This is a genomic window from Kineococcus gurbantunggutensis, from assembly GCF_050871925.1.
Classification (GTDB): domain Bacteria; phylum Actinomycetota; class Actinomycetes; order Actinomycetales; family Kineococcaceae; genus Kineococcus.
The window spans coordinates 1-2,230 of the sequence record NZ_JBJLSG010000306.1 but is presented as its reverse complement, the minus strand read 5'-3'; the positions used below and the strand labels follow the sequence as shown (position 1 = coordinate 2,230).

The following is a 2,230-nucleotide window of genomic DNA, read 5'->3' as shown; positions in this document are numbered from 1 at the left end:
CCGGGTCGGCCATCGCGAAGCGGTCCCCGCCGGCGCGCTTGGCGCGGTACATCGCCGCATCGGCCGCGGCCAGCAGGACGTGCGCTGCGGTGGCGGCGTCGTCGGTGACGGCCACGCCCACGCTGGCTGCCAGCGGCCGCCGCAGCCGCGGCGCCGCGGCGCCCTCCCGAGCGCCGCCGCGTGCGTGGTTCTCGCCCTGCGCCTCACCGGTGGGGCCGGCACCCTGCGCACCACCGGCACCCTGCGCACCACCGGCGCCCTGCGCCTGGTAGCTGACCTCGCATCCGTCTTCGCGGCTGCCCTCGCCGCTGCCCTCGCCGCTGCCCTCGTCGTCGCTGCTGCCGGCGCGCTGCAGGGCGTGCACGACGCGCGCGGCGATCACCGCGGCACCGCGGTGCCCGCCCACGCCCTCGCAGCACACCACGAACTCGTCCCCGCCGAAGCGCGCCAGCACGTCGGCCGGGCGCAGCGCGGCACGAATGCGCGCCGCCGCCGCGCGCAGGTGCTCGTCCCCGGCGGCGTGCCCGTGCAGGTCGTTGACCGCCTTCAGCCCGTCCAGATCGATGAACAGCACCGCCAGGTGGGCACCCCCGGCACCACCCCCCGCACCACTGACCCCGTCGGCGCCGCCAGCACCGCTGGCTGCGGAGAGGTCGGCAGGACCGGCGGAACCGGTGGGACCGCTGGGGCGCCGGTGCAGCAGGGCCAGGGCGTGGCCCAGCTGCTCCTCGAAGACCGCCCGGGTGACCGCCCCGGTCAGCGGATCGCGCCCGACCCGAGCCACCAGGGCCCGCTGGGCCTGCTCGGCGCGCTGGCGCTGCTGCACCAGCAGCACCAGCGTGGCGCTCAAGCCCATCAGCACCCGCGCGGCCCGCAGCTGCGCAGCGCTCAGCGCCCCGGGAACGGTGCGGTACAGCTGCACCGTGCCCCAGCCCTGCCCGCCCACCCGCAGCGGCAACGCGCTGAGCGCGGCCAGGCCCAGCTCGCCGGCCGCGCGCCCGTGCCAGCCGAAGAGGCAGCTGCGGGCCAGGTCCGCCTCCTCCACGACGTGCCCGCTGCGGTGCGCCAGGCGGCAGGGCCCGTCCTGGTGGCGCTGCTGGAGCGCCTCCAGGGCGCGCACCGCCGGCCCGGCCGGGCCGGCCACCGCGCTCGGGCGCAAGAAGTCCGCGCCCACCACGCGCGTGATGCTGGCCGCGTCCACCTGCAGCACCTGCACCAAGCACTGCAGCAGCAGCGTCAAGACCTCGTGGACCTCACCGACACGGTGGACCTCACCGACACGGTGGACCTCACCGCTGCGGCCGCCCCAGGCGACTTGGCCGACTTGGCCGGCCTGGCCGGCCTGGGCGACCCGCTCGGCCTCCTGCGCGTGATCGCCCGAGCAGTCCAGGGCGCTGAAGCGCTGCACCGCGGCCAGCAGGCGCGCCTGCAGCGCCGGCTCACCGTCGAGACCACCAAGACCATCGAGGACACCAGGACCAGCGGGTTGACCGGCGGGCTGACCCCCCAGCCGATCACCCAGCTGGTCACCGCGCCGATCACCGGGCTGATCGCCGGGCCGGTGGTGCAGCGGCGCCGGCCCGCTCGCAGCGGGCAGGGCCGGTGCGCCCGGCACCACGCACCGGTGAGCCGGGTGCCCTTGCCCCGCCCGGGCGCGCCGTTTCGCCTGCTGCGCGCGCTCGATGAGCTCGTGGCTGTGGGTGATCAGGTCGTGGGCGTGCCGGCGCTGCTGCGCGGTCTGCTCACGCAGCACCTGGGCCTTGATGCGCATCCGGCCCGCCAGGGGCGCACCCGCCTCGGGGACAGCGGTCTCGGGGACAGCAGCCTCGGGAACAGCGGTCTCGAGCGCGCCTGTCTGCGGTGCAGGCGCCCTGGATCTGCTCGCCTCGACGTCGCCGGTGATGGTGAACTCCTGTTCCAGAGCGTGGCGCCGCTCCACGTGTTGGAAGCGCTGCGTAGCGCTCTGGAACGCTGCGTAGCGACGACGATCCTAAAGGCCACTTCTCGTGCGGTCGAGCCGGTGGCGCGGCGCGCCGCACACGGCTCACCGCACCCGGTTCGCAGCGCCCGCGCCACCGGAGGTCTCTGGTGATCCCGCGCGCCCGCCCAGGTGCCCGCCCAGGTGCCCAGCGCCCGGTACGGCACGGCGCGCGAGACGCCCACCACCGCACCCGGGGGGGGGGGGGGGGGGCGGGGGGGGGGGGGGGCGGGGGGGGGGGGGGTGGGCGGG

General features: G+C 77.0%; 2 protein-coding genes. One reads left to right on the top strand and one right to left on the bottom strand.

All coding sequences use genetic code 11. The annotated features are described in order from the left end of the window. Nucleotides 1-1,240 (bottom strand): sensor domain-containing diguanylate cyclase (locus ACRYR7_RS25265; RefSeq protein ID WP_432575134.1); only part of this gene is annotated, 1,240 nt, incomplete at its 3' end. Nucleotides 1,241-1,246: 6 nt separating this feature from the next. Between ACRYR7_RS25265 and ACRYR7_RS25260 the strand changes: the two genes are divergently transcribed. After that, a complete protein-coding gene (locus ACRYR7_RS25260; RefSeq protein WP_432575133.1) occupies nt 1,247-2,092 on the top strand; it encodes a hypothetical protein in 846 nt (281 codons plus the stop codon). The last annotated feature ends 138 nt before the right edge of the window (nt 2,093-2,230 follow it).